23 protein-coding genes are annotated in these 23,077 nt (G+C 53.0%); 8 read left to right on the top strand and 15 right to left on the bottom strand.

Annotated elements, in window-relative coordinates:
* Window positions 1-15: 15 nt before the first annotated feature.
* Window positions 16-1,020 carry an N-acetylmuramoyl-L-alanine amidase family protein gene (locus BM040_RS06790; protein WP_092099757.1) on the top strand — a complete coding sequence of 335 codons (1,005 nt, stop codon included), beginning with the start codon at window positions 16-18 and terminating at the stop codon, window positions 1,018-1,020.
* Between the two features lie 31 nt (window positions 1,021-1,051).
* A complete protein-coding gene (locus tag BM040_RS06785) occupies window positions 1,052-1,738 on the top strand; it encodes an N-acetylmuramoyl-L-alanine amidase (RefSeq protein ID WP_092099756.1) in 687 nt (228 codons plus the stop codon).
* 901 nt (window positions 1,739-2,639) lie between these two features.
* On the opposite strand, the gene BM040_RS06780 is transcribed toward BM040_RS06785, so the two are convergent.
* Window positions 2,640-4,823: a S9 family peptidase gene (locus tag BM040_RS06780; RefSeq protein WP_092099755.1), complete on the bottom strand. Its 2,184-nt coding sequence runs from the start codon at window positions 4,821-4,823 to the stop codon at window positions 2,640-2,642.
* Between the two features lie 163 nt (window positions 4,824-4,986).
* Here BM040_RS06780 and BM040_RS06775 point away from each other — a divergent pair, with 163 nt between their 5' ends.
* Window positions 4,987-5,241 carry an acyl-CoA-binding protein gene (locus BM040_RS06775; protein ID WP_092099754.1) on the top strand — a complete coding sequence of 85 codons (255 nt, stop codon included), beginning with the start codon at window positions 4,987-4,989 and terminating at the stop codon, window positions 5,239-5,241.
* Window positions 5,242-5,298: 57 nt separating this feature from the next.
* Here BM040_RS06775 and BM040_RS06770 read toward each other — a convergent pair whose 3' ends face one another.
* The 4 genes from BM040_RS06770 to BM040_RS06755 all read right to left on the bottom strand — a co-directional run bounded on the left by BM040_RS06770 (window position 5,299) and on the right by BM040_RS06755 (window position 9,625).
* The gene (locus BM040_RS06770) at window positions 5,299-5,742 is read right to left on the bottom strand and encodes a putative signal transducing protein (RefSeq protein WP_092099753.1); all 444 of its coding nucleotides are present in this window, start codon (window positions 5,740-5,742) and stop codon (window positions 5,299-5,301) included.
* Between the two features lie 10 nt (window positions 5,743-5,752).
* Window positions 5,753-5,980: a CDGSH iron-sulfur domain-containing protein gene (locus BM040_RS06765; RefSeq protein WP_092099752.1), complete on the bottom strand. Its 228-nt coding sequence runs from the start codon at window positions 5,978-5,980 to the stop codon at window positions 5,753-5,755.
* Window positions 5,981-6,121: 141 nt separating this feature from the next.
* Window positions 6,122-6,931, bottom strand: coding sequence for a hypothetical protein (locus tag BM040_RS06760; protein WP_092099751.1), 810 nt, complete (start codon window positions 6,929-6,931; stop codon window positions 6,122-6,124).
* A gap of 252 nt (window positions 6,932-7,183) precedes the next feature.
* On the bottom strand, window positions 7,184-9,625 hold the full coding sequence (locus BM040_RS06755) for a GAF domain-containing protein (protein ID WP_092099750.1): 2,442 nt from the start codon (window positions 9,623-9,625) through the stop codon (window positions 7,184-7,186).
* Between the two features lie 215 nt (window positions 9,626-9,840).
* Between BM040_RS06755 and BM040_RS06750 the strand changes: the two genes are divergently transcribed.
* Entirely contained in the window at window positions 9,841-10,470 is a 630-nt protein-coding gene (locus tag BM040_RS06750; protein ID WP_092099749.1) for a hypothetical protein, read from the top strand.
* 76 nt (window positions 10,471-10,546) lie between these two features.
* Here the strand turns inward: BM040_RS06750 and BM040_RS21695 are convergent, their stop codons facing one another.
* Entirely contained in the window at window positions 10,547-10,717 is a 171-nt protein-coding gene (locus BM040_RS21695; RefSeq protein WP_175491007.1) for a hypothetical protein, read from the bottom strand.
* Between the two features lie 172 nt (window positions 10,718-10,889).
* On the opposite strand from BM040_RS21695, the gene BM040_RS06745 reads away from it, so the two are divergent.
* The 3 genes from BM040_RS06745 to BM040_RS06735 all read left to right on the top strand — a co-directional run bounded on the left by BM040_RS06745 (window position 10,890) and on the right by BM040_RS06735 (window position 14,516).
* Window positions 10,890-11,504, top strand: a complete 615-nt coding sequence (locus BM040_RS06745; protein ID WP_092099748.1) for a deoxynucleoside kinase — start codon at window positions 10,890-10,892, stop codon at window positions 11,502-11,504.
* 785 nt (window positions 11,505-12,289) lie between these two features.
* Window positions 12,290-13,948, top strand: a complete 1,659-nt coding sequence (locus tag BM040_RS06740) for a dipeptidyl-peptidase 3 family protein (RefSeq protein WP_092099747.1) — start codon at window positions 12,290-12,292, stop codon at window positions 13,946-13,948.
* A 352-nt stretch (window positions 13,949-14,300) separates the two neighbouring features.
* A complete protein-coding gene (locus tag BM040_RS06735) occupies window positions 14,301-14,516 on the top strand; it encodes a hypothetical protein (protein WP_092099746.1) in 216 nt (71 codons plus the stop codon).
* Window positions 14,517-14,587: 71 nt separating this feature from the next.
* Here BM040_RS06735 and BM040_RS06730 read toward each other — a convergent pair whose 3' ends face one another.
* From BM040_RS06730 to BM040_RS06695, 8 genes are all read right to left on the bottom strand, one after another.
* Complete coding sequence (locus BM040_RS06730; protein WP_175491006.1) at window positions 14,588-16,096, bottom strand: glycosyltransferase family 39 protein; 1,509 nt, start codon at window positions 16,094-16,096, stop codon at window positions 14,588-14,590.
* 124 nt (window positions 16,097-16,220) lie between these two features.
* Window positions 16,221-17,366, bottom strand: coding sequence for an NAD(P)/FAD-dependent oxidoreductase (locus BM040_RS06725; RefSeq protein WP_092099744.1), 1,146 nt, complete (start codon window positions 17,364-17,366; stop codon window positions 16,221-16,223).
* Between the two features lie 3 nt (window positions 17,367-17,369).
* Window positions 17,370-17,621 carry a hypothetical protein gene (locus BM040_RS06720; protein WP_092099743.1) on the bottom strand — a complete coding sequence of 84 codons (252 nt, stop codon included), beginning with the start codon at window positions 17,619-17,621 and terminating at the stop codon, window positions 17,370-17,372.
* Entirely contained in the window at window positions 17,573-18,271 is a 699-nt protein-coding gene (locus tag BM040_RS06715; protein WP_092099742.1) for an alpha/beta hydrolase, read from the bottom strand. Before BM040_RS06715 ends, BM040_RS06720 begins: the two co-directional genes overlap by 49 nt.
* Before the next feature lie 80 nt (window positions 18,272-18,351).
* Entirely contained in the window at window positions 18,352-19,299 is a 948-nt protein-coding gene (locus tag BM040_RS06710; protein WP_092099741.1) for an alpha/beta fold hydrolase, read from the bottom strand.
* 173 nt (window positions 19,300-19,472) lie between these two features.
* Window positions 19,473-19,874 (bottom strand): SPW repeat protein, encoded by a 402-nt coding sequence (locus tag BM040_RS06705; protein ID WP_092099740.1) that lies wholly within the window; start codon window positions 19,872-19,874, stop codon window positions 19,473-19,475.
* A gap of 12 nt (window positions 19,875-19,886) precedes the next feature.
* A complete protein-coding gene (locus tag BM040_RS06700; RefSeq protein WP_092099739.1) occupies window positions 19,887-20,447 on the bottom strand; it encodes a vitamin K epoxide reductase family protein in 561 nt (186 codons plus the stop codon).
* 149 nt (window positions 20,448-20,596) lie between these two features.
* Window positions 20,597-22,072 (bottom strand): APC family permease, encoded by a 1,476-nt coding sequence (locus BM040_RS06695; RefSeq protein ID WP_092099738.1) that lies wholly within the window; start codon window positions 22,070-22,072, stop codon window positions 20,597-20,599.
* 292 nt (window positions 22,073-22,364) lie between these two features.
* Here BM040_RS06695 and BM040_RS06690 point away from each other — a divergent pair, with 292 nt between their 5' ends.
* Window positions 22,365-22,562, top strand: a complete 198-nt coding sequence (locus BM040_RS06690) for a hypothetical protein (protein ID WP_092099737.1) — start codon at window positions 22,365-22,367, stop codon at window positions 22,560-22,562.
* A 24-nt stretch (window positions 22,563-22,586) separates the two neighbouring features.
* Here BM040_RS06690 and BM040_RS06685 read toward each other — a convergent pair whose 3' ends face one another.
* A complete protein-coding gene (locus BM040_RS06685) occupies window positions 22,587-23,069 on the bottom strand; it encodes a hypothetical protein (protein ID WP_245756124.1) in 483 nt (160 codons plus the stop codon).
* Between the last annotated feature and the right edge of the window lie 8 nt (window positions 23,070-23,077).

Below are 23,077 nucleotides of genomic sequence, written 5' to 3'. Positions count from 1 at the left end.
TTATACTTTATCCTGATGTCAAAACCCCTTTCTCTGCTGCCGCTCATCATACTTTGCATACTTCTGTGGGAGCCTATACTTGCCCAGAAGCAAGCCAGTCCGCTGGCCGGCAAGGTTGTCTGCCTGGACGCGGGCCATGGCGGTACGGCTGCCACCGACAGCTACAGGGCAGGGCCTACGGGCGAGCGGGAAGAGTGGATCAACCTGCGGGTGGCCCTGCTGCTGCAAAAGATGCTGGAGAAGAAAGGCGCAACGGTGGTGATGACACGCACGGCGGATGATAACATTCCGCTGGCGGACCGCGCCCGGCTGGCTATCGACAAGAATGCCGATGTGTTCCTGTCGGTGCACCACAACGCCACGGCAGACCCGGCGGTGAATTTTCCGATCATCTACTTTCACGGCAATGCCACCGAGAACGCGGCTAGCGTAGCTTTGGGGATGGATGTGGCGCAGGCGCTTGCAAGGCATCTTTACAAAAGCAAGACGCCGGTAAGCCTGGTGTCCGACCACGTGATTTTTGCCACTGCCGGCACCAAGGTGCTGCGCGATACCTATGGTATACCGGGCGTTATCGCAGAAGCTTCGTTTTTTACCAATGCAGCGGAAGAGAAGCGATTGAAGAAGAAAAAGTATAACCGTCGGGAGGCGCAGGCTTACGTGGAAGCACTGGAAGCGTTTTTCAGCAAGCCGATGCCAGCCGTTGCACCGAAGAACTCAGCGGTGCACTTTCCGCCTTTCCGGGCGTTTCAGGAAGCTGAACGTATGAGCGAAATCGCAAAAGCATGGCAGCAGGATTACCAGGAAGGCCTAGAGCTAATGGCGCTGCCAGACACGGCTTTCTGGCAGCAAGCCTATGAGCTGTTTACACGATCGGCCCGCTCCTTTCCGGATTCATACGTGGCGGCGCAGTGCCATCAGAACAGGGCCATACTTTTGGAGAGACTGGGAAAACCCCAGGAGGCTCTGACAGAGGCTATCCGGGCAAAGGAGCATTACGTGCCGGTAACCATAAAGTAAATCGTTACCATTCATACTCATTTATACTTCCATGAAAACACATTCCAGGTTGTTCAGAGGGATAGCATTAAAAGCTAGTGCGGTGGGTTTATACTTCCTCTGTTCCTGCGCCGGCCCTGCCTTCCAGATACTCGAAAAGCCCATCGTTTTTGACGAGGAGCGGCAGCAGCTCTCGCTCGAGTACATGAAAAACCGGCATAACATTGAGAAGGATGCGCCTTACATCGAGCCCAAAATCATCGTGCTGCACTGGACTGCCATCCCTACGCTGGAACGGTCTTTCGCAGCCATGAACCCGACGCTTCTGCCCGGTGCCCGAACCGAAATCGGCTCTGCCAGTAACCTGAATGTGTCTGCCCAGTTTCTGGTGGACCGTGACGGCACCGTTTACCGCCAGCTTCCGGACACGGCTTTTGCCCGCCATGTGATCGGGCTTAACCATTGCGCCATCGGCGTAGAGAACGTGGGAGGAGGCAAGGAAGGCCTGACCAAGGCCCAACTAAAAGCCAATGAAGATTTGGTACGCTATCTCAAAAGCAAGTATGACATTGAGTACCTGATCGGGCATTATGAGTACCAGGACTTCGAGGGCCACCCGCTGTGGAAAGAAGCCGACGCCGGCTACAGAACCATAAAAGTGGACCCAGGAGAGGAGTTTATGAAGCAGATCCGGGACAGGGTGAAGGATCTGGGTTTGAAGGGATCGCCTAAATCTTAGGGGCTGGGGTAGAAGATGGTAGGTAGGATGGTTGGCGCTCCTATGTATACTTTTTGCAGTACCGGGTCCAACCACCCCTGGCCCCTCCTTGGCTAAGGAGGGGCGCTTGGGATTGCTTTGGCTGAAGTATAAGCTTCGTTGCTGTTGTTCCTGCAAAGTATAAACCCACACCTCCGAGGAGGGGAATTATCAGCAGACGACTACACCCCTCTTGAGCTTTGCTCGCAAGCATCGACCTCTCGTTCTCACTTGTCCTCAAGGGGACAGTTTGTATTTATCACCTTCCTTGTCATCTTGAGCTGCGCGAGAGAACTATCGGGAATTTTAAAGAGATCTCTCCCGATGGTCGAGATGACAGCAGGGGCAGTGGCTATCGAATGATTCCCAGCCTTTGGGTTGAGCGCCTTGTAGATTTCCGGTGCCCGCCAAGGGCATTGCGACCGAAGGGTAGCAAAGGAAATGTACACCGCGCGATGCCCGAAGGCGAGGCCTCCCGGCCTGGGAGGGCACCAAAGTCAGAGATGCAACGATAGGCTTGTGGGAACTAGAGGATGAACTTAGGCTAGCAAGAATAGCTTGGTTCAAATGGAAGGAAGCGGGGGCTAGGAAAGTATAGCCAAAGTATAAAGTATGGTCGAGGCAAGTATGGCTCTGCGAGCCAGTTGGGTACAAACCCAACTTCATAGGTAGGCGCGGGTTGCAAACCCGCGCCAGCAATGGAGGATGAACGGGAGCTAGCAAGGATAGCTTGTTTCAAGTCGAAGGAAACGGTGGCTAGGAAAGTATAATCAAAGTATAAAATGGCACGGAAGAAATACCCTACACAGAAGAGGTAAGTATAAAAAGGGGGAGGCGAGCAAATTAGCCCGCCTCCCTCTTTTATTATAGCTATACTTCCTCGTTACTGATTCTGCTGCTCCAGCAGGTTCAGCAGGAAGGCATACTGCAGAGCCGTCTCTTTGTAGCGCTGGAAACGACCAGAGGCGCCGCCGTGGCCGGCTTCCATGTTGGTGTGCAGCAGCAGCATGTTGTCATCCGTCTTCATCTCGCGCAGCTTGGCAACCCACTTGGCAGGCTCCCAGTACTGCACCTGCGAGTCGTGGAGGCCGGTGGTTACGAGCATGTTCGGGTATGCCTTGGCCTCTACGTTGTCGTAAGGCGAGTAGGAGAGCATGTAGTCGTAGTACTCCTTGTTAGCCGGGTTGCCCCACTCGTCAAACTCACCGGTAGTCAGCGGTATACTTGTGTCGAGCATAGTCGTTACCACGTCCACAAACGGAACGGCTGCAATTACACCCTTATACAATTCCGGACACATGTTGATTACGGCACCCATTAGCAGGCCGCCGGCGCTGCCGCCCATGGCAAACAGCTTGTCCGGATTGGTGTACTTCTGCTCAATCAGGAACTCAGAGGCATCGATAAAGTCGGTGAAGGTGTTCTTCTTCTTCAGCATTTTTCCATCCTCATACCATTGGCGGCCCATTTCCTGGCCCCCGCGGATATGGGCAATGGCGTAAACAAAGCCGCGGTCCAGCAGGCTCAGGCGCACGGAGCTGAAGCTTGGGTTCATGCTGTTGCCGTAAGAGCCGTAAGCGTAAAGCAGCGTCGGGTTGTTGCCGTCCAGCGTCAGGCCTTTGCGGTAAACCAGCGACACCGGAATCTTAGTGCCATCGTCTGCAGTGGCGAACATGCGCTTGGCTTCGTAGTTGTTCGGGTCAAAATCGCCTACCACCTCGTCACGCTTCAGCAGCTCGGGCTCCTTCGTCTGCATGTTGTAATCGTAAGTGGAGTAGGGGGTAGTGAGCGACGTATAACCAAAGCGCAGCTCCTTGCTGTCGAAGTCCGGGTTGTTGCCGATGTAGGCGGTATAGGCCTCTTCCTCGAAGTTGATATAGTAATCGGTTTTGGCGTCTTTCCAGCCTTTGATGCGGATTTGCGTGAGGCCATCCTTGCGCTCCTGCAGGGCCAGGTAATCCTTGAAAATCTCGATGCCTTCCAGCAGCACATCCTTACGGTGCGGAATCACCTCTTTCCAGTTCTCCTTGCCTGTTTTGGTTACCGGCGTCTGCATCAGCTTAAAGTTGGTCGCGCCATCCTTGTTGGTTACAATGTAGAAGTTTTCGCCGAAGTGGTCCACGCTATACTCCAGGCCGCGCTCCCGTGGCTGAATCACCTTAAAGCCACCGTTAGGGTTGTTGGCGTCCAGGTAGCGGTACTCCTGGGCCATGGTGCTGTGGCTGCCGATGATGATGTACTTATCAGACTTGGTCTTGAACACGTAGGTGCTGAAGGTTTCGTCGGCCTCGTGGAATACCTCCTTATCCTGCGAGGCGGGCGTGCCCAGGGTATGGCGGAAAATTTTAAACGAACGCAATGCCGGGTCCTTCACCGAATAGTAGACCGTCTTGTTGTCATTGGCCCATACGGCGCCACCGGTGGTGTTCGGAATGGCATCGGGCAGCAGCTCGCCGGTCTGCAGGTTCTTAAAGCGGATGGTGTACTGGCGGCGGCTCACGGTGTCCTCGCCGAAGGCCAGCAGCTGGTTGTTCGGGCTCACGCTCAGGCCAGCGGCAGCGTAGTATTTTTTGCCCGCAGCGCGTTCGTTGGCGTTGAGCATCACCTCGTCCTTAGCCTCTCTGGTTTCTTTCTTGCGGGCATAGATAGGGTACTCCTTGCCTTCCTCGTAGCGCACAAAGTACCAATAGCCGTTGTCCTTGTAAGGCACCGTTTCGTCGTTCTGCTTGATGCGGCCCACGATCTCGTCATAGAGCTTTTGCTGCAGCTCCTCGGTATGGCCCAGCACCTGCTTGGTGTAGTCGTTTTCGGCGTTCAGGTAGGCAATCACCTCCGGATCTTCGCGCTGGTTGAGCCAGTAATAGTTGTCAATGCGGGTATGGCCGTGGGTGGTCAGCTCTTTAGGCACCTTTTTAGCCACCGGCGGCTGCGGCAAGGTGCTTTCAGCGGTGGCGGTTTGGGCCGTGGTGGCGCTGTCGGTGGTAGTGGACGAGCAGCCGGAGCCTGCTACAAGGCAGGCAACCAGAAGCGACGCAGAGGCGGCCGCCTTGGGCTTGAGGTATTTCATAGGTTGATGTTAGTTTAGTAGTATACTTTCCGGGAGCAGAAACTGCTATGGGAGCCTCAATTTATGTAAAATAAGACGTAAACAAAACAGGAGATAACGTTATGCATGCCGAGTACTTTTGTGTATATTGTGCCTCATCACAAAACAAACTAGTTTGATAAATATGGCCACACAAGAAGAATTTGAAAGCGCAGTAGCAAAGTCCAAAACCCTGACCGAGCGTCCCAGCAACGACGTGCTGCTGAAACTGTACGCCCTCTACAAGCAGGCCACCGAAGGCGACGTGAACACCGAGCGCCCGGGCGGCTTCGACTTTAAAAACATTGCCAAGTGGGATGCCTGGAAAAAGCAAGAGGGCAAAAGCCAGGAAGCGGCCCGTGCCGAGTACGTGCAGTTTGTAAACGAGCTGGTGGGCTAAGGACGCAGGTTTTATACTTTAAAGTATAAAAAAGGGAGCCTCCTCAGGCTCCCTTTTTTATTTTTTCGCTTTCCAGAAATGGCCGCAGTTGTAGCATTTATACTTACGGCTGCGGAAAGGCACCGGAAAACCCAGCAACAGGTAACTAAGCGAGAAAACCGTTTTGTTATACTTTTCCTCTGCCACGTTGTCGGAGCCGCAGTTGGGGCAGGTGCGCGCCGGGGCATGCTCCTGCATGGGCGGGGCCAGCTCAATGGTGTCGTAATCAAACTGGCTGGTGCCCTCCTGTATGCGCGCCAGGATGGCCTTGGCCTCCATCACGTCGCTTTCCGATACCTTTAGTTTTACGCCTCCCACTGCCACCGAGTAAAAGGGCTGCACCCCCACAATGTGCTCATCCCCCAGAAAGCAAAGTATACCTTCTGCCTCCAGGCGGCCCTTCAGGATGTGGGCCTCGGTAAGCTCATGAAACGTGGCAATGGTAACCAGGCGCTCTGCCATACTTTATAGGTTATACTTTTCTGGGAGGAAGGTCGAAGGCTTCGGCGTTGTGCTCAAAATGACCCTTGTGCGAGCCATCGCAAAAAGGCTTGTTCTTGGACAGACCGCAGCGGCAGATAGATACCAGCGTGCGACCGCCCAGGCCGTATACGTTCCCGTCCTTATCTACTATTTCAAAATCCTCGCCCTCTATGCGCAGCGACCCGTTATTGTTTACTGTAATTTTAGTTTTAGACATGGTGTTGCATTGTTTTTGTAAAGCAATATACTCATTGTTGCCGGAATTTCCGCAAAAGGAGCAAATAGCGGCAGGTATAAAACAGCAGCGGCCCCTTATTATTGTAATAGGGGCCGCTGCTGCAAGTTTGGCTAATAGTTGTTAATGGCTGTACAGGTACTGGTAGGTTACACGCTTGCCGCTTGGCGACGTTACCGTCTGGGTTTGTGGGTAGCCACGCTCATCGTACGTATAAGTGTAGCTGTACTTGTATGTTTTCTTGCTGTTGTGCACCACTGTGGTGGAAGCTGTCAGGTTATTGGGGCTGCTGGCCGTTCCGGGCTCAGTTAGGTTATGGAACGGGTTCACGTTACCGTCGTAGGAGTTGGTGGTGGTAGAGAACAGCTTGGCCTCTTTGTTGTCGTCTATCACGTACTGCTTCTCCTGGGCGTAATTGCCGTTGGGCAGCACCTCATACGTGGTGTAAGACTTCAGTTTGCCTTCTCCCTCACCTTCTTTTCCTTCAAAAACTGACTTTTTCTCCAGCTTGTTGTTGGCGTCGTAATCATAGGTGGCGTAGGCGGTGTACTCCAGCTTGCTGCCGTTGTAGTAGGCCATGGTGCTCTTCTTCAGCTCGCCGGAGGTGCTGTAGGTAAAGGTCTGCTCCGAAAGCAGCGACTTGGTGCCGGCGGCATAGGAGCTGCTCTTCAGGATACGGCCTTTCTGGTCGCGTTCATACTTCTCAAAACTTTCCAGCTCGCCGCTTTCCACGTCGTAGTGGTTGATTTGGCTCAGGTTAGAGCCTGCAAAATTGTAGGAGGTAACCTCGGCAGAGTCTGCCATAATGTGGGTGATAACTCCCTTCCGTTCCAGCGTAGGCTGGATTGATTCGTTTTCCTGCTTTTCGCAAGAGCTAAACGCCACCACGCCTAACATCAGCATAGCAGGCATAAATTTGTTTCTCAGTGTCATTGGGCTAAAAGTTGAAATATGATGAAACAACGCTTACCGGATGCCTTCTCCCGCAAGTCTCACTGAGAACGCCATTTAATTTAAAAAAATTGCACTTGTTCCTAAAATATAGCTGGTGGTATGGGCGGGGTGGGGGAATTTGTTGTACTTAAGTAATTGTAAAACAAGGTGTTTTGTTGAGGAGGGTGGTCTGGTAAAAAATATAAAAAATTTAAATAATATGATATTTGGTATATCTTATACTTCACTTTTTTAGTTAAGGCTGGCCGAGCGGGCAATGCTGAGCAGCTCATCGCCGGCATCTATGTTGTGGCGCAGTTCCTCTATCAGGTTCACGGTCACGCGCAGTGCCTTCAGCCCCTGCACCCCCTGCAGATCCTCTACCTCCAATTGCTCCACCTCCTCCTCGATGTAGCCCTCGGCTACCAGGAAGTGGATGTAGCGCATGTACTCCTGCACGGCCCCCTGCTGGGTGTAGACAATGGCTATCTTGCCCGGCTGGGTCAGGCGCTCCGCGCTGCCCCGAACGGTGGCCTTGTCCAAGCGCTTTTTGATGATCTCGTAGCTGATGTTGTTGGCCCCGTCCACGTCGAACTTCTTCTCATCGAGCCGGTAGCGTATCGAGATGGGGTCGGAGTGCACCAGGATGAGCTGGGTGATCTCCAGCGGGAGCTTTAGGCTGCTGCGTAGTTTGTGGGTGCGGCGTGCTATCTCGCAGGTGAGCATCAGCTGCCACAGGCGCATGTTCTTCAGGTATATCGGCTGGAAGCTTCCGGTATTAAGCAGCGAGGCGCCTATGTAGATATTATACTCCACGCCATCGGTTTTATACTTCTCAAAGTAGTGCGGGAAAATCTGCTGTGCCTTCTCCTCCTCACGGTCCAGGAAGCCGGAGATGGTTTCGTTTATCATAAACAGGCTCTCCTCGTAGGCGCGCCGCTTGTTGTAAACAGCCTTGTACGGGTTGTTGATGGCTAGCCGGTATTCCTCAATCGGCTTTACGGAGGCCGGGTCCTTTTTGGCAAAGTAGCCGAAGAGGGGCTCTATTTCCGAACGTAGGAAGTCCAGTATGGCCACTTCGTCGCCGGAAGACAGCTCGTGCAGGATGCCCTGCGACAGGCTGTCGATCTTAAAGATGAGCTCGTCAAGTATAGGCAGGGGCATTTTATCTTTCACGGTAAGTATCACCTCCTTGGCCAGCACCAGCTGCTCCAGCATATCGCCTTGTATGGCCTTGTTGCGCTCGGCAGCAGAGCTCCGGATGTCCGATGAGCCGTAGAGCGGGTAGATATCACGGAAAATAATGGGCTCCACCTCGGGACTGTCGTTGCGCTCCATCTTCTCGAGCAGGTTAATCGCCGCCTGCGTAAAGCGCCACTCCACAATGGGGTGGATGGCCGTGTACTTCTCCTTGATGATGCTTTGGATACTGCTTCGTAGCTCGTCGAGGCTGCGGTTAATGGCCAACGCGAACAGCGGCAGTATTTCCTTCAGCCTGATAGTAGACAGTGCGTTCAGCTCACCGGGAATAGGCGAGGCCAGCTCCATCAGCCCCAGCGTTTTACCCTCGTACTGCAGCGGCGCGATGATGAGGTTTCGGATGCTCTGCTCCAGCAGCCGCTGCTCGATGCGGGTAGTGTGCTGCAACTCCTGCAGGTCTTCCACCACCACCGTGTGGCCCTCGCGCAGCACGGGCTCATAGATAGAGTTGCCCAAATCTTTTAGCGAGAGGTCACAGTCGTGGGTCAGGATGAGGCCTTTCCAGATGCGGCGGGCATAGCCTGTGTCGAACTCCCGCAGGTCGGGGCAGGAGGCGAAGCCGAGCTGAATGCCGGGCAGGCCAAAGAGCACGCGCAGCTTCTCCTGCAGGCTCAGAAAGCCCTCTTCGGAGCTCACGGAGTCCCGGTCCAGCAGGTCGTAGCGCAGCGAGGAGATGGTTTCCTCCATTGTTACGTCGGTAAAATCGTGGATGGCAAAGCCGCTGAACTCGAAGTTATCAGGCGGAAGCATCTGCATCCACAGGTCCAGGTCGTGGTAGCGGTTGATGAGGTAGTTTATTTGCTGGGCCCTGAGCGGTGCGAGCTCCCCACGGGCCTTCACCTCCATAAACTTCAGGTCGATGTCTACCTTGTAGTGGCGCGGCAGGTTCGTAAACTTATCGTGCACGGTAAACACAAAGGGCTCATCTACTACAAAGTTGGCGTTGTAGAACTTGGCAAGTATAATGGTGTAGGCCTGCAGCGTAAGCCTGTAAAGCAGTGTTTTGCGGTCCAGGGCCAGGCGTTTGGAGGGGTCAGTACCTGTCAGCAGGTCCAGCTCCACGAGTTTTGGCGTGGCATAGAAGCGGTGGAAGCTGAAGGGCGGTGTAACGGCCTTGATGTCGTTCTCCCACAGGGCGCTCGGGAAAATTTCCCCCATCAGCACGTTCAGCGTGTCCAGGTGCTGTTGCATCACGGCCTCGTCCTCGATGGAGCCTGCCAGGGCCTGGCTGTTGCGCAGCGTTTGTATCAGCTCACGGATTCGGGCGGCGTTGCACTTGGGGTCGGTTTTCAGCTTGCCCTCCCAATAGGTGATCAGCGGCTCCAGGCTCAAGGTTGACTTGAACGGAAAATCGTTCATGCTCAGCGTGGGCACATCGCTGTTGCTGATCGAGATAACGGTTTCATGGAAGCTGCCTTTTGCCTTTTTATTCATATAATAGTCCCCAAACCATACTTTGTGGCGTTACTTTTTGGATGCTTACCAAGTTTAAACGAGGTTTGCCTGTATAAGTATGAAACAAGCCGTAGCGGTTGATGTTATCATTTTGTTTCCTGGCCGGAGGAAATAAAATTGGCGGCAGAATATTATTCTGGCACAATATTTACGGATGAGCCTAATTAAAGTTTATAAGTATAGCTGATACAACTATGAAGAGAACCCTTACATGGATGCTGACCATCCTGCTGACGGTAACAGCGGCAGGCGTGGTGCAGGCGCAATCGCAGCTGGAGCGCGACCTGGCCGACCTGCGCACCTGGATGAAGCAGCGCAGCAGCCAGGCAGACAGCACAATCGCCGCTGAGTGGCCCACCGTTAAAAAAGAGTTTAAAGAGCTGACCTACAGCCTGGACGGCAATACAAGAAAGCTGTCGGAGCAGTCCAGGAGCGAGTATAACGGCTACAAAGAGCAGTATGCTGCCTGGCAGCAGCGCCACGAGAGCGAGCTGGTGAACCTGGACGGGCGCGAGCTGGAGCGCTGGGAGCGCGAGATGACGGGCACCACCACGATTGACAGAATAAAACCGGTGCACCTGCGCGATGCCTTTACCCGTGCCCTGGAGTATACCCGCGGCTACCGCCAGGACTGGAGCCTGCGCGACTGGGCTTACGCCGAGTTTGTGATGGGCGAGCTCAACAGCCGCAAAGCAGACGTGCTGGACCTGCTGAGCGCGGGCGACAAAATCAAGATTGCGGCCCTGCAGGTAGAGTTTACCACCCTGCAGAAAAGCCGCCAGGCCAAAGACGCTTACGAGGACCGTAGAAAAGAGCGCCGCTAAGTATAAAGTATAAAAAAGCAGCAGCCCCGGCAGAAGTATAATCTGCCGGGGCTGCCTGTTTCTGGTTAGTTTGTTTCTAAATTGAGTTCTTGCCCTTCATGCCACCAGATTGGTCCTGCTTATCGTTGCGGCCCTGGTTTTTGTCTTTCTGCTGGTCGCCCATGCTGCGGTTGCCTTCCTGGCCTCCTTGCTTCTTCGCCTCAGGTTTCTGCGACTTGTTCTTGTCCTGATTATGTCCCTTTGTCATAACTTAAATTAAGTTTGGTACTATACTATGTACGATGGGCATTAGCCTTGGTTGGTGTTTGAACATGTATAGGGTTTTCGTAATGTTGATAATCCCGTGGGCAACTTGTAGATAAAGCTTTGCTAAAATAGCTTACTTTTGTGGCCCTTATACTTAAAAGTACAGAATTACCATGCACATCGCGATAGTGGGTAACATTGGCGCCGGCAAAACCACGCTGGCCACTAAGTTGGCTCAGCACTTTAACTGGGATTTATACCTGGAGGCAGTAGACAATAACCCCTACCTGAAGGATTTTTATGAGGACATGGAGCGTTGGGCCTTCCATCTGCAGGTTTATTTCCTGAACAGCCGCTTTAACCAGGTGCAGCAGATACAGGCCGCCAGCAAAGATGTTATCCAGGACCGCACCATCTACGAGGATGCCCACATTTTCGCCAAAAACCTGCACCAGTCGGGCCTGATGAGCACCCGCGACTACGAGAACTACTACGCCCTGTTCCAGTCGATGATCAGCATGGTGAAGGCGCCTGATCTGATGATCTACCTGAAGGCCGACTTGCCGAAACTCATCGGCCAGATAGAGAAGCGCAACCGCGACTACGAGAACAACATCAGCATTAATTACCTCCGCAACCTGAACGAGCACTACAACACCTGGATGGGCAACTACGACCTGGGCAAGCTGCTGGTGGTAGACGTCAACAACCTGGACTTTGTAGCCAACCCCGAGGACTTGGGCGTTATCATCGAAAAGATCCAGCGCGAGCTGTTCGGCCTGTTTTAGCGAATGTTTTTATACTTGCTTATACTTTAGAAAAGGGCGCAACCTGGTTGCTGCCCTTTTTCTTTTGGTAGTGGATTCATTTACACTTGGCCACATATAAATCCTAGCCACGTCTTAAGAACAGGGGAGGGAGTTATTGCAGTGCCGGGTCTAACCACCCCTGGCCCCTCCTTGTCTAAGGAGGGGAGTGTGTTATTACTTTGGCTGAAGTATAGATTTCATAGCTTCTGTTCTCGTAAGGGCAGGTCGCGACCTGTCCCTACAAGTATAAACCCAGCAGGTGATTACACCCCTCTTGAGCTTTGCTCGCAAGCTTCGAACTCCCGTTCTCCCTTGTCCTCAAGGGGACAGCTTATACTTGTTGCAAAGCTAAGGCTGTGGCTATCGAACCTATCCCAGCCTTTGGGTTGAGCGCCTTGTGAGATCCGGTGCCCGGTAAGGGCATGCTGAGCGGCAGCGAGGCAAGGAGGGAACACCGCGCGATGCCCGAAGGCGAGGCCTCCCGGCCTGGGAGGGCACCAAGCAAGAGATGAAGCGAGACGCTTGTGGGAACTAGAGGATGAACTGTAGTTTGAAAGTATAGCTTGCCTCAAGTTGCAGAAAGCCGAGGCTAGGAAAGTATAACCAAAGTATAAGGTATCGGCTAAGTATAGGGTACATTCAAAGTTGCTGTAAAACCGGTATCAGTAAACAGCTTGAGGAAGTATAACCGAAGAAGAACCCCTGCATTGTCGTAAACCCAAAAAACATTAACTTCATCATCAAACTAATCCTAAACTAACCTCATGAAACCACGCCACATACTTTTTGCCTCGGCCATCGCCGCAGCTACCTTTGGCTGCGGCGGCAATAACTCCGAAACTAACGGGGCAACAACCGAAACTTCTGCCTCAGACGAACTGCAGCGGAAGCTGGACGCCTATACCACCGTGCGCCTTACCTCCGACCTGAGCCACCTGAGCGAGAACGAGAAAAAAATGATCCCGCTGCTGATCGAGGCCTCGGACATCATGAACGGCCTGTTCTGGTATGAGGCGTACGGCAAGAGCGATTCGCTGCTGGCCGCGCTGGACAACGAGACTGCCCGCAAGTATGTGCAGATAAACTATGGCCCCTGGGACCGCCTGAACAACAACGAGCCGTTTATACCTGGGGTAGGGCCAAAGCCGGACGGCGCCAACTTTTACCCGACCGATATGACGAAGGAGGAGTTTGAGCAAGCCAACCTCCCTGACAAAGCCAGCCAGTATACGCTCCTGCGCCGTGATGCGGAGGGGAAGCTGATCACAGTGCCTTATCATGTGGAGTTTAAGGAACAGGTGCAGCGCGTGTCGGACCTGCTGAAGCAGGCTGCTGCCCTGGCCGAGGACGCCGGCCTGAAAAAATACCTGACCCTGCGTGCTGAGGCCATGCTGAATGACAACTACCAGTCATCCGACCTGGCCTGGATGGACATGAAAACAAATAAGCTGGACATCGTGATCGGCCCGATCGAGACGTACGAGGACAAGCTTTTCGGCTATAAGGCTGCCCACGAGGCCTACGTGCTGGTGAAGGATATGGAGTGGAGCGACCGGCTGTCCAAGTATGCTGCCTTCCTGCCAGAGCTCCAGCGTGGCCTGCCTGTTGCGGCACAATATAAAACCGAAAGCCCCGGTACCGACTCCGATCTGAACGCCTACGACGTGGTATACTACGCCGGCGACAGCAATGCGGGAAGCAAGACCATCGCCATTAACCTGCCCAACGACGAGGAGGTGCAGTTGAAGAAGGGCACACGTCGCCTGCAGCTCAAGAACGCCATGCAAGCCAAGTTCGACAAGATCATGGAGCCGATTGCTGACGAACTGATCGCAGAGGATCAGCAGCAGTACGTTACCTTCGACGCATTCTTTGCCAACACCATGTTCCACGAGGTGGCGCACGGACTGGGCATCAAGAACACCATCAACAAAAAAGGCACGGTGCGCGAGGCCCTGAAAGAGCATGCCTCCGCGTTGGAGGAAGGCAAGGCTGATATCCTGGGGCTGTACATGATCACGCAGCTGCACGGAAAAGGCGAAGTGGAGGGTGACCTGAAGGAGTATTACACCACTTTCCTGGCCGGTATCTTCCGTTCGGTTAGGTTTGGGGCAGCCAGTGCCCATGGCAAGGCAAACATGGTGCGCTTTAATTTCTTTAAAGATAACGGCGCCTTTGAGCGGGATGAGGCTACTGGCAAGTACAGCGTGAACTATGACAAGATGCGTGAGGCCATGAACAAGCTGTCGGAGAAGATACTGACGCTGCAGGGCAACGGCGATTACGCAGGTGTGGGTACGCTACTGAATGAGCAGGGACAAATCAGTCCGCAGCTTCAGGCTGACCTGGACCGCCTGGCCAAAGCGAACATACCCGTAGACATTGTGTTTGAGCAGGGCACCGAGGTGCTGGGCCTGAAGTAAAAATCAACCTAAAAACCTTTTTGTAAAGTATGGATGAGCCCGGCTACAAGTCGGGCTCATTTTATTTAAGAGTGTGACGTGTGTGTACTATTCGAGTGTAGATTATAACTTATTGTTTGTCCTCTCAACAAAGCTGCCGGAAAGATTTAATTGTAGCGGTGTTCGTCTCACTTCTGAGGAGTTACGTGTAAAAATTAAGTAAACAACTCGCCTTTTTTAGTGAAGCCTCCAGTTTTTGGATAGAAGTTAAGTAAAGATTGGGAATCTCAAAAACTTAAACAATGGGGATAGAGTATGTTATGGTTGTTTAATTTATTACTAACCAAATACTTAAAATCATCCAGTACCAGCCATGAAGAGTTTCTATGACTTTAACAGAAGTAGCCCGGAGGAGCGCCAGCAGCAGTACAAGTACTTCCCCGAGATGGCGCTTTTTCACATTGCGCTCCGGGAGGAGCTAGGGGAAGAGGAGTATAATGCTTTCTACCGCGCCGAGCAGGAAGCAGCGCAAAAACGCTCCATTACACCAATGTCTCACCAAACTTCCAGGAAATGGGTAACCGCGTAAGGCAAAGCCAGCATACTATGTGAGGAGGCAAACTGTAACAGAACAGTTTGCCTCTTTTCTTTTCTGAGAATCTATTCTACTCCAGAAACCCGATACACTCCTACTGAGTCTACAGGGGCCACAGAGAGGTACCAAGGGAGTTGGTATGAATAAGAGTTATAAAACCTGGCAAAATGTGCAGTAGTGAAGAAGTTCAGCAAGGTGGGGGAGTAGCTTATACTTTCCTCTTTCTCTAGCACAATGTTATCCGATACTTTCTGCTTTGCGATGACTTCAGGAATAACGAAATAATCTCCCGCTTGAGGATCAGATACATCGTACTCATAAAACAGCATGCCAGCCTTTTTGCTGTACCACTGCCATCCCCAGTGTCCTGTAGTCCATACCTTGCTGTTTGTAGGCACGTGCTTTAGAGCCATCGGAACAGCTTTTCTGTAAAAATCTGCATAAACCCAGTCGGATATCCCTAGTGCTAGACCCAAAAAGCAGGTGAGACCTATTGATGCTTTAGTGGCCTTAGGCAATGTATTCCTATAGACGTACCCACCAAGTATAATAAACGGGGGAAGAAGCAGGAGCACGTGTCTTGTTGCCATAAATGGTGAATAGATCAGAATAAATGCACCCATCGCTAATCCCCACAGAAACACTATTACTGCCTTCCTGTCAGGAACCATTCTTCTTGCAGCAAAGAAAAACAGGATGATAACAAGTAAACCGTTGTACGCAAATATGGTCCAAAACAGGCTATAGGGAATAGATCTCACCACGGGCCCATATACCAGGACATAGGCAGCCACCACAAATATGGCAATACCGATAGCTACCGCTATTACTATCCTTTTCTTTTCTACTTTCTGGAAGGCGCTGATAAACATCAGTGAAAAAGGCGCGACTCCTCCGGTTGTGAGTATGAATGCAATGAAGTTATTACTAATGAGGCTCAGGGTAACTTCATTTCTAGGCCTCCCTAGCATGTGCGAACTGCCAAACTCCATGTAGTTTAAACCTGCCCAGGCAAGCAGCGCAACCGCAGGGATTAGAAGCGCCTTTATTAAGTGGGGCTTCCTCTTTTCAAGTACGGCATACAGCAGTACCAGCAGGAGGGGCAGTAATGAATATTTTAATAGCAGACCGAACGTAAGTATAATAGAAGCCAGGTAAATATTTCTTGCTTCATCTGCTTGCACAAGTAGGTAAATGAAGATGATAGATAAGCACAGGATTGGAATATCTATCATTAGGTTTTGATTTACTAAAAACGCAGGTCCGAGAGCCAGAAAGCATGTGCCTGTCAATGCAAAATCCTTTTGGAAGAGGCATAGTAGCTTGTAAAAATAGACAATGGCAAGAAGGCTGATCACAGCTTGTGCCAGGTGCAAGGGGACTTCGGAGAAGCCAAAAACAGCCCCCACCATAGCTACGAAATAAAAGTACCCAGGAGGTTGATTGAAGTGGAAAATTGGCTCACTGATATTATACCAGTTGATGGTCCCCGACATTGGTCGGAGTGGGTTGAGCCTAATCCACTCAGCGGCCTCTAAGTGGAAAACGTCATCAATGTGAAATGCTTTGTTCACATTGATAGCAGTTACAAGCGCCCAAATAACTAAAAGGACAATATAGGGGGAAGTATTAAGAGTCTTCGCGACTCTCCTTGATATACTCATTGTGTTCAGAGGGTGGAGTTTGTTTTTGAAGCTTTCATACCTGCTGCAGCACCAACTCCGCGCCCTCCTCGCCAATCAGGGAGCCAATAGCCACGCCCATCCCTCCTAAACGCACGGCACAACTTACCCGGTCCGTTACCTTCTGTATCAGTGTGGTTTTGGCGTTACCAGTGCCCAGGCCCATGATGCCGCTCCAGCGCTGCTCTATTTCAAAAGGCGTATCCGGAAGTATAACTTTATGCAGCAGCTCTTCTAGTCGTTGCTGAATCAGCTCTGTTAGCCCCAGTTCGGTGGTGGTTTCCTCTTCGAAAGCCAGGTTGCGGGCACCGCCAAAGAGCACCCTGTCGCCGATATTTCGGAAGTAGTAATAGCCTTTGTCGTAGTGGAAAGTGCCTTTGAACTTCAGGTTGTCGATGGGCTTTGTGATGAGCACCTGCGCCCTGGCAGGCTGTACCTGCAGTTGGGGCAGCAGTTTTTGGGCAAAGCCGTTGGTAGCCACCAGCACAGCGCGCGCCTTCAGGTATATGCCCTGCGCGGTGGTTGCCAACACGTCCTGGGAGTTCTCCTGCAGCGCCTGCACCTCCAGCCCGTTCAGCACCAGCACCCCCATACTTTGTACTTTCTGCGTGAGCGCCAGAATCATCTTGCCGGTATCAATCTGGCCTTCGGCTGTGCTCAGCAGCAGGTGCTGCACGCCCTTAAAACCAAACCGGCCAATTTTCTCATCCGCCCGCTGAAATATTTCCGCCTCGTTGAGTAAACTTTGCAGCTGCCTGTTCAGGTAGGGGAGTTGGTCCAGGCAGGCCTCGTACACCTCCTGCTGCTGCGGCTCGAACAGCTCGTACCCTCCCCAGCGGTGGTAGTCCAGGGTCGTGTCGCCGAGGTTCTGGCGCAGGCGCTGCAGGCCTTTCCAGCGGCGATCCACCAACCCGAACACCTCTTCTTCGGAGTGGTGCTGCAGGTCGTCCAGCAGCTCGGAGGGGCTGCCGAAGCAGGCAAAGCCCGCATTTTTGGAGCTGGCCCCGGTTGGCAGCAGGCCGCGCTCGGCCACGAGTACCTTTAGCTGCGGCTGCTGTTGTTTCAGGTGCAGGGCCGCGTTCAGCCCTACAATGCCACTGCCAATGATGAGTACATCAAGGTGGTTAAAGTATGTTTCCTGTTCCCAAAAACTCAGTTGCATAGGCTAATTGTCTGTCCGGAAGTAGGGGTGGTTGTAGTGGCGGGCCTCCTGCTCGTCTATCAGCTCGTAGCTTGTAAGCATGATCTCGCGCTCGCCGCTGTTCATGGCTTTTACAAAAATGCCCTCAGGTGTCTCGTAGATGGCGTAGTTGTGCTGCCCGAAAGGGTAAAGGTTGTTGCTGCGCAGGATTTGTGCCTGCGTAAGGTCTACCTGCCGCCCGTTGGTGGTGGTAACGATGTATCTGCTTTTATCCATGTTTCTTCTAATATGCGGCTTAGTATGGCACTTACTTCATCAGCCTGGCGCAGCACCATCAAGTGCCCGCCGTTTTTCACTTTAATGATATCAGGCCTGTCGTAGAGGGGCAGGATGCGGTCTTTGGTGCCGTGGATCTGCACCAATCCCGGCAGCACCTCCTCCTGCGGCCACTCCAGCAACTGGCCCAGCGACCAGCGCAGCACCTTCTCGTCAATCTCCAGGATGGCCCTTTTGAGCAATTGCTTCTCTGACCTGGATTGTGCCCCGAAAAACAGCGGTGCCAGCGGGTGTATGCTTTGCATGAGCTTTAGAGGCATCCAGCGGTGCAGGTGCGTTTTGCCCGCCAGGCGGTAAATGGCAGGCAGGGCATGGTGCGTTGCCATGCTGGAAATAAGGATTGTCTTGCGCGGCTTGAGGATCTTGCTCAGCTCAATGGCCACCAGTCCGCCGTAAGACATGCCCACCAGAATCGGCTCAGGGTCGGTGATCTGGTCCAGAAGCCGGAGCACGTACTCGTGCAGAGGCTCATCCAGGTGCTTTGGCGCTACCCACTCCACATACTGCTGCGGTATGTACTCGGGCAGCTTCAGGTACTGGAACATGCGCCAATCTGCCCCCAGCCCACTGATAAAGTATGCTTTGCTCATGGTGTGCTAACAGGGGAGAAAGATACTTGTTTTTTGGCAGAAGGAATAGCCTGCGGCAGCCTTTATACTTTGCGCATGCCTTATTCTGTCGTTGCCAACTCATGGCCCAGAAAGCGTAGCGCATCCTGCACCGTCTCCTGCGGCAGCTCTTCCATGGGTATATGGCCGGCACCGGGGTAGGTGATGAGTTTCGCGCTCTTTATACTTTTCTGGAAGCGTGCCGCATCAGCAACCGGCACCCAGGCATCGGCCTCGCCCCAAAGTATAAGCGTGGGCGCCTGCACCTGCGCCAGCTTATGCAGGTTGTCGGTGTCGAGCGTATTCATGCGGACGATGAAGGCCTCCCGGTTGCCTTCGCGCAGCAGCATGTCGTGGCTCAGGGAGATGGCTTGGTCGCTTAGCTTGCTGTCGTCGCCGTATACTTCGCGCAGGCTTTGGGCCACTATAAAGCGTGGCGTGATATACCTGAGCGAGTGCCTGAGCAGCGGCGTCTGGGCCATCCGGAAGGGCATGGAGATGCGTTTGTCGTTGGCGTTGGTAACACCCGTTGGGGCTAGCAGTATCAGTTTCTGCACCCGCTCGGGGTGGTTGGCGGCAAAGTCGTAAGCTATTTGCCCGCCCAGAGAACTGCCCGCCAGGTGGACTTTCTCAATGCCAAGGCTATCGAGGAAGTGCAGCAGCAGGCCGGAGTAGTAATCGATGGTGTAGGTATCGGTGGCGTTCGGGCCGGTGAGTCCAAAGCCGGGCAGGTCGAGGCGCAGCACGCGGTGGCTTTTGCTAAGCTCGGAGGCCCAGCCTTCCCAAGTGTTCAGCGAGGCGGCCGTGCCGTGCAGCAGCACTATCGGCATCCCCTGGCCCTCGTCGCGGTAGTGCAGGGTAGCGCCAGCTATGTTTTTATACTTTGAGGCCGGGTGTTTATACTTTGCCTCCAGTTCCCCGGCGGGTATATCGGCACGGAACAGAAGCGAAGTGCCAGCCACCAGCACCAATACGGCCGCTACGGCCATGCGTTTTACTCTGGAAGTCATCGTTTTAAGGTATGTATCGGGATGATGCAAAGTATAAATTTATACTTTAAAAGTATAAGAAAGGTAAGGCTCCTTCAGTATATTTTGCCTGACAGGAAAGGGGTCACACGGGTAGAAACACAAAAGCACCAGTAGCACAGGCCACTGGTGCTTTTGTGTTTCCACTCAAACGCTTACTTGTCCAAATCGACGCGCGGCTGCCTGCTGGCCTCCCGTGCGTGCAGCGTGTCTGATTTCCAGACAGCAGACCAGCCTCCGCCGTAGGAGTCTTCTATCTTGCCCTTTACAAAGCTGAGGCCTGTTACCAGTGCGCCCACCAGCGTGCTGTTCACCGTGGCCGCGGTATTGTCGAAGCCCAGCACCCAGGGCGCCAGCAGCAGCCAGAGCCCCAGCGGCACGTTGTAAAGGCGCACCACGCGCGTCGCCTCCCACCACGAGATAATGGCAAAGCTGGCGATCACGGGTCCTAAGATGTGCTCGTTGTTGGTGATGGTTTTGTCATCGGCGTAGCCGAGTATGGCGGCAGCGGCCATCAGCCAGATGCCGAGTATAGCGTTAATTACCTGTGCCCACATTGTTTTATACGTTTAGATAACTCTTCCCTGTACTTCCTTATAGCCCCAAAAGGCTTTCCACATCGATACTTTGGCATCTTTTACCCGCTTCATGTATTGCAGGCTGGCCAGCATCTCGTCCATGGCAGGGCCAATCATCACCACCGATATGAGCGCCGTAACCAGGCAAAGGGTACACCAGGCGTCGTAGAGCACCGGTTGCAGTACCACCAGTAGTACGCTAATAAACCCAAGCGGACCCACAGCCAAACCGAAGGCAATCACAATCCAGGGCATGGTGCGCCACCTCCGGGTACCCCCGATTATACCTGCCAGCGCATCCACCAGGTAACCGATGGCCCCAAGCGCGGCATCCGGGATAGGCAGTAACTGCGAGGTTTTGGATGTGAGTATTTTCTGGCTTCCATTGCCAAAGAACGGTTCCCAAACCGTGTCTATCACTTTCAGCTGGAACAGGGCCAGGTAGGTGGCAATGGCAAAGCCTACCATCGCCGCAATTACAATGGGCATGCGTTGCCCCCAGGAGGCCGGGTTGTAGCTCCACCCGGGCGGAATACCTTTCTCTTTGCTCATATAGCTTTTCCTGATTATAAGGATGTACTACGTGAGCGGCGGTGGTGCGTTTTGTTTTATACTTTCAGGGCACCTTGGGGCAGAAGCAGCGGCAAAGAAAAAGCCCGCAGCGCTTGCTGCGGGCCTTCCTATACGTCAGAAGTATAAATCTATACTTTGGATTTGCTGAACTTGCTGCCGAAGAGGTAGTACACCGGTATCCCCAGCGCCACGATAATGAGCCCCGGCCAGGTATATACCGGCTTGTAAATGAGCAGAATGACGCAGATAGCGGAGGCGAGGATAACGTATAGCGCGGGCAGCACCGGATAGCCGTAAGCCTTGTAAGGGCGCGGCAAATCAGGCCGTTTTTTGCGTAGCACGAAGATGCCGATAATAGTGAGGATGTAGAACAGCATGATGGCGAACACCACGTAGTCGAGCAGGTCGCCGAAGGTGCCGGTGAGGCAGAGCAAACAGGCCCACACGCACTGCAGCCACAGCGCCGCAGCCGGTACCCCGTTTTTGTTCAGGCGCCCCAGCCGCTCGAAAAACAGCCCGTCCTTGGCAATAGCATAGTATACGCGGGCCCCGGAAAGTATCGCGCCGTTGTTACAGCTGAACGTGGAAATCATGATGAGGATAGCCACGGCTATGGTAGCCTCGTAGCCCCCAATCACCTCGGCCACAGCGGCGGCCACACGGTCGTTGCTGGCAAAGGTGATGCCTTGCCCCACCACGGTGGTCGCGTCGGGAGAGCCGTGCATCGGCAGCACCAGCAGGTACACCAGGTTTATCAGCATGTAGATGCCCATCACAATCGCCGAACCAATCACCATGCTCAGCACGATCGTGCGCTTCGGGTTCACGATCTCATCGCCCGAAAACCCGATGTTGTTCCAGGAGTCGGCGGAGAAAAGGGCACCAACCATGGCCATACCCAGGGCTGAAATTAGCACCGCGCCTGTCGGGACCGGGGTAGCAGAGCCGCTGGCTCCCCAGAAATCGGAAAAGTTGGCCTCGATGGCCGTGTCGTTAATACCGAACAGCAACCCGAAAAGGATAAGCCCGAAAAGCGCGATCAGTTTGGTGCTGCCAAAGATGTTCTGGATCAGCTTACCGCTTTTAACGCCCAAGGAGTTCATGTAGGTCAGGAAAATGATGCTGATAATGGTGAGCAACTGCACAGAGGTAAACCCGAATCCGGCTATCTGCAGCAGCACGTTATCCTCGCTGAACCACGGAATAATTACGCCGGTAAAACGGGCAAAGGCCACGCCCACAGCCGCAATCACGCCAGTTTGTATCACCAGGAAAAGCGTCCAGCCATACAGAAAGGCCACCATCTTATTGTAGGCTTCCTTCAGATACACATATTGCCCGCCTACTTTGGGGAACATGGATGACAGCTCGCCATAGCTGATGGCGCCTACCATGGTAAGAAAGCCGGAGATGAGCCAAACCAGCATCATGTAGCCGGGGCTGACGACGGTGCGGGAGATATCGGCGGTAACGATAAAGATGCCGGAGCCGATCATGCCTCCCGTAACTATCATGATGGCATCGTAAAGGGTGATTTCGCGCTTGAAGCTCCCTTTTTCCTGCGCCTGGTCCTGCTCCTCGCTTAGTTCTGAAATATGCTGCATAAGTATAAAATAGGGGTAAAGGTAAGTGTTTTTCAGCCTCGGTGGTACAAATCAAGCCGTCCGGTTGCAGATTAACGTTGGGCGGCGCGGAGTGGAGGAAGTTTCCTTGAAAATGGCCTTTAAAAAGCCCGGATTATACTATGCCTTTTGTCTGTAATTCGGGGGTGTTCACGGATACTTTCTGGATGTTTGTATAATAAAGTAGTAACTGATGTAACAGTACTTTGCAATACCAAGTACTATAGAGTAGATTTGCAAGAACAAAATGTTACACAATTTAAATCTTAAAACTATGAAAATCATCGTTCTTATCGCCGCCTCAGTTTTTGGTTTTGGTTTCGCCGTTCAGGAGAGTTACCATGTAGCAAAGCCAAAACAAGTACTGGTGCTGTACCATGCCCCTGCAGCGCTGGAGGAGCCTGTTATGGATGTTGTATTAGACACTGTAGAAATCACAGTGGAAGCTCCGGCAGCGGTTGCCAGCCTGTAGGCAACCGCTGCGGAGCAGCAGCTCTCAGGCAGTTTGCTCCATGACAGTGGGAGGGAGGTTTAGAAGCCAGTCCAGCGCTTCATCTCTGTTGCTGAAATTCTGCATCTGCAGGCGTGGTGTTATGCGCAAGTATAAATCCCGTGCCGAAAGCCTGCTGAACATGTTGTTGGAGTAGATGTGCGCCAGGTAGTGTAAACCCGCATATAGCACCTGCGGCAGCCAGTCAAACTCCAGCCAGTCGTTGGCATCTGACCAGTCTCCGGTAACCAGGGTCTTGTCGTTAAGCAGCTTATCCGGGCAAGGGTAGGTCTGCAGCAGCGCCAGGTATACTTTAGAGGCCGTCACAACGTCGCCGCTGGTAATGTGACCATACCATTTGGCCTCTATGTAATCGGGATGCGACTGCAGCGTCACAAAAACATTGCCGCCGGGGTGCGCCAAATGGATAGGCTTTGGCCATGCAGCTATTTCCTTCTCAAATTCGCATGCATTTGGTGATGTCTTCATCGGATTGC

Origin of the sequence: Pontibacter chinhatensis (assembly GCF_900113285.1) — a bacterium.
Taxonomy (GTDB): Bacteria; Bacteroidota; Bacteroidia; order Cytophagales; family Hymenobacteraceae; genus Pontibacter; species Pontibacter chinhatensis.
This window is presented reverse-complemented; position numbering and strand designations above follow the sequence as displayed.